Annotated in this window: 1 protein-coding gene; it reads right to left on the reverse strand. The window is 62.6% G+C overall.

Features of this window, described 5'->3' with window-relative positions; all coding sequences use genetic code 11:
• The coding region (locus JIN81_RS18820; protein WP_200283635.1) for a hypothetical protein at positions 1–479 on the reverse strand (479 nt) is incomplete at both ends.

The raw sequence follows: 479 nt of genomic DNA on the forward strand, positions 1-479 counted from the left end.
TCGGGCATCTCGGCGATGGTGAGTTTGTCGAGACGAACGAGGGCCTCGGGGGCGTGTCCGCTGACGCTCACGTTGAAGCGCAGTCTAACGGACTGGCCGGCGAGGGTGGAGAGGTCGGCCTGCAGGCGTTCGTAGTTGGGTTGGTTGTAGGTGTAGGTGCGGTTGACGCTGCTGACATCGTTCCACGATGCACCGTCATTGGTGGAATACTGGAGGCGGAACCATGATTGATACTGCAGTGATGCCCGGAACCAGAAGGTGGCCTGAACGTTTGAACCGACGGGGAGGTCGAGGTTGCGGTCGAGGACGAGGGAGTTTTCCTGCGAGGGAGCAAGGCGGGAGCCATCGACGCAGCGTGCGGCCATGGTGCCGTCGACAGCTTGAGGATCGGTCTCGGTGTGCCAGCCGGCGGCGAGCCAGTTCTGCTGGATGTCGGACTCGAAGTCCTCTTCGATCGGCAGGGTGGCCGGCGTGTCCTT

The organism is Haloferula rosea (assembly GCF_016595525.1).
Lineage (GTDB): Bacteria > Verrucomicrobiota > Verrucomicrobiia > Verrucomicrobiales > Akkermansiaceae > Haloferula > Haloferula rosea.